At 34.2% G+C, this 3,497-nt stretch carries 5 protein-coding genes; 3 read left to right on the forward strand and 2 right to left on the reverse strand.

Annotated elements, in window-relative coordinates:
• On the reverse strand, positions 1–1,137 hold a 1,137-nt coding region (locus BHU68_RS12150), incomplete at its 3' end, for a sodium:solute symporter family protein (RefSeq protein WP_141699526.1).
• A gap of 266 nt (positions 1,138–1,403) precedes the next feature.
• On the opposite strand from BHU68_RS12150, the gene BHU68_RS12155 reads away from it, so the two are divergent.
• The 3 genes from BHU68_RS12155 to BHU68_RS12165 all read left to right on the forward strand — a co-directional run bounded on the left by BHU68_RS12155 (position 1,404) and on the right by BHU68_RS12165 (position 3,196).
• A complete protein-coding gene (locus BHU68_RS12155) occupies positions 1,404–2,006 on the forward strand; it encodes an AAA family ATPase (RefSeq protein ID WP_069471892.1) in 603 nt (200 codons plus the stop codon).
• 656 nt (positions 2,007–2,662) lie between these two features.
• Positions 2,663–2,893 (forward strand): BrnT family toxin, encoded by a 231-nt coding sequence (locus BHU68_RS12160; protein WP_069472593.1) that lies wholly within the window; start codon positions 2,663–2,665, stop codon positions 2,891–2,893.
• Positions 2,894–2,896: 3 nt separating this feature from the next.
• Entirely contained in the window at positions 2,897–3,196 is a 300-nt protein-coding gene (locus BHU68_RS12165) for a hypothetical protein (protein ID WP_069472594.1), read from the forward strand.
• A 58-nt stretch (positions 3,197–3,254) separates the two neighbouring features.
• Here BHU68_RS12165 and BHU68_RS17365 read toward each other — a convergent pair.
• On the reverse strand, positions 3,255–3,497 hold a 243-nt coding region (locus BHU68_RS17365), incomplete at its 5' end, for a hypothetical protein (RefSeq protein ID WP_216115535.1).

The following is a 3,497-nucleotide window of genomic DNA, read 5'->3' on the forward strand; positions in this document are numbered from 1 at the left end:
ATTCGCATTGGGATGCAAAAAGCGTTTATATAAATCATTAATAATATAACTAGTACCCCAATTTAACTGAGTAGAAATCGTACTCATATAAGCGGCTAAAAATGCTACTAATAATAAGCCCTTTAAACCGGGTGGTAAAAAGTCTCGCATCGCCATTGCATAGCCTAATCTTTTTTCATCAGCCGACAGCTCAGGATAAAGAACTATAGCACATAAACCTACTATAATCCAAGGCCAAGGTCTTAAAGCATAATGGGCTATTTGAAAAAATAAAGTGGCTTTTATCGCATGTTCTTCATTTTTAGCACTCATCATTCGTTGAGCTACATAACCGCCACCACCGGGTTCTGAACCGGGATACCAACTAGCCCACCATTGCACACCAACAAAGGCTAAGAAAGTGGCAAAACTAATGCTAAATACTTCTGCTGTTTCTCCAAATGTAGGAAAAAATTCAAAAGTTGCCGCTGGTAATTTAGCTTGTAAACCCGATATTCCACCAATAGCCTCAGAATTAACTACGATTACAGCTAATATGATACTGCCTATCATCGCAAGAATAAACTGAATAAAGTCAGTCATAACTACACCTAATAAGCCTGACAGACTAGAATAAACCATCACAAAAAACATCGCACCAGCTAAATAAAAAATCACTTGATCTGCTGGAATATTAAAAAACACTTGCAATAATGAACCTAAAGCCACATTAACCCAAGCAATAATAACGGCATTCATAAAAATACCTAAATAAACCGCCTTAAAACCACGTAAAAACGCAGCGGCTTTACCAGAATAACGTAACTCAATTAACTCAACATCAGTAATAATATTAGCTCTACGCCAAAATTTGGCAAACAAAAAAGTGGCTAACATCCCACCAATTAAACCATTCCACCATATCCAATTACCACTGATACCATTATTTGCAACTAATTCTGCAACTAACAGCGGCGTATCAGCAGCAAAGGTAGTAGCTACCATCGAAGTGCCAGCTAACCACCAAGGCAAATTTCGCCCGCCTAAGAAAAAACTTTCGATATTTTTACCGGCTTTTTGAGTAAAAAATAAACCAATACCTAATGTAATTACAAAAAATAGTATTATAATTAACCAATCTATTATAGATAGTTCCATGTTAAACCTTATACCTTATGAAAAGAAGCGCATATAAGTTAGCACAAATTGATAAACATGATCATTTATTTTTTCCATTAAAGTTGTAATGTTAAAAACTATTACCAATAACACCAATTGTCAGAGACATGTTAATATTTTACGCCTCAAAATCTGTCAGATAAAATTTTATTACTGGCTTATGGTGCCAATCGGCATATAAAATTAGAAGAACCAAAACCTTATCAAATTTAAAACATATTAGAGTTAGTAGCACTTTTGAGTATGTGAATAACAACTTCAAAACGATTCAACCGCTGATTAATGCGGTTCTTGAAAGCTCAGATCATGACAATAATGTTACCTTGGTGGATTATGATACAGAAAGTCTCTATTTTAAAACCTCATCTAACCCAAATCAGCCAATTTCTGTTGAAGCCTTATCTGAAGGATTTAAATCCACCTTTATCTGGTTATTTGACATGATCATCCGAATTGCCAAACAAGGTGGAAACCTGAACAATGCTCAAGATATTACCGGACTGGTTCTGTTAGATGAAATTGATTTACACTTACATCCCACTTGGCAACGCACTATTTTGTCAAGTATTGAAACAGTATTTCCTAAAATTCATTTTATAGTTTCAAGCCATAGTGTTTTTGTGGCACAATCAATTAAAAATGAAAATTTAATTGCTCTGGAGTGGGAAAATGGACATTGTGTTGTGATTGATCAAGATACGAGTTTAGAACGAAGTTACAGTGCTGTAGCTAGAGAAATTTTTAAAATACCATCACCATTTAGCTATGAAACCATTAACGAAAACAAATTTATCAATTTAGTTATAGATATTGCCAATCAAGGTGTTGAATTATCCAAGCACAAATAATCCCAGCTAATCAATAATTTTCCTAACTGAGATTTTTTCTTGGTTTGTTTTTGCCAATAGCCTTCTGGTTGAATTTGTTGATTTTACGCAGTAGTTTAAGTTTCCAGATGGATAAATGCCTATTAATTTACTGCTAATATCTAATTATAGTAATATAATGATACTATTAGTATCTTACAATCTTAGCATATTTTACGCTGCGCTCCATTACTTAGCTTCGCTGACTTCGTATCGTTTATTGGTATGTGGCGTAATCGAGATGATATGGATGATAGTATAAATTGAGTACGAAATGAAATAAACGGATATTATTTTATTTTATCAAATAATATACGTATTATTAATGTCCTGAAGGGGATTAAAACATAAACCAATTTTATTTCGCCCCTTCAGGGCTAAACAAAATAATTTACATCACCTAGGGCGTTGCCCTAGGCTATATTAATGTCGCCCCTTCAGGGCTTGAATTAAGGTAAATAGTACAACTTATACCCATTACTACAAATATACCTCGAACTATTCGTTGTACTCAATCACCTGCATGGGTGAACAGCCAGAAGAAGTACTTGTGGTATATTGTAGCATACCGCATTATAAATACAGAAAAAATGAGATCAGAATTTAGATTAATTATTAAAACTTGATATACATATCTTATGTATAAACCTACCATAAAATATATACAATTTGAATGGGATCCTAACAAGGCAGCCATTAACCGGAAAAAACATCGCATTGAGTTTACCGATGCGGTATCAGTATTTAATGATCTCCATGTTATCACCATAGATGATCCAGATTTTGACGAAAAACGATTTGTTACCATTGGTATGGATGCATATGTTCGCAAGGCTAATAAACATGAACGTAAACAGTATGAAGGTTGAGTTATGAGAAATGAATATGATTTCAGCAAAGGTAAACGTGGCTCTGTCATCCCACCTGATCCTAATCAAGTAGGTATTACCCTCTACTTAAATGCTGATATTATTGACTATTTTAAAGAAATAGTTGATAAATCAGGGGGTGGTAATTACCAACTTTTGATCAACAAGGCATTACATGAATATATTGAACAGCAGAATAAATCCTTAGAACAATTGTTGGAAATCACTTTGCGTCGTGTTATTCGTGAAGAACTTCCAATGGCGGGTAATCCTGCTAAATCGATGATTAAGGAACGTGCTTGAAATAACTTAGTCAACTTTTTAGACAAACCTGTCAGGTTTTTGTAGTAAATCTAATTATTCATTCTTCAAAAGAAGATGCACACCCCAAGCACAAATAATCCCAACCAATCCATAAATCACCGCACTCTGCCAATAATTTTCCTAACTGAGATTTGTTCTTGGTTTGTTTTTGCCAATAGCCTTCTGGTTGAATTTTTTCATAAAAGTTATCTAAGACTTTTGAATCTGTGGGTTTAGTTACATAAGTAGCAATTAACCATGCCGCTGTTGTGAATCCTACAGTAACAAACAAGCTTTCTGG

It is taken from the genome of Candidatus Marithrix sp. Canyon 246, from assembly GCF_001723685.1.
In the GTDB taxonomy this organism is placed as follows: domain Bacteria; phylum Pseudomonadota; class Gammaproteobacteria; order Beggiatoales; family Beggiatoaceae; genus Marithrix.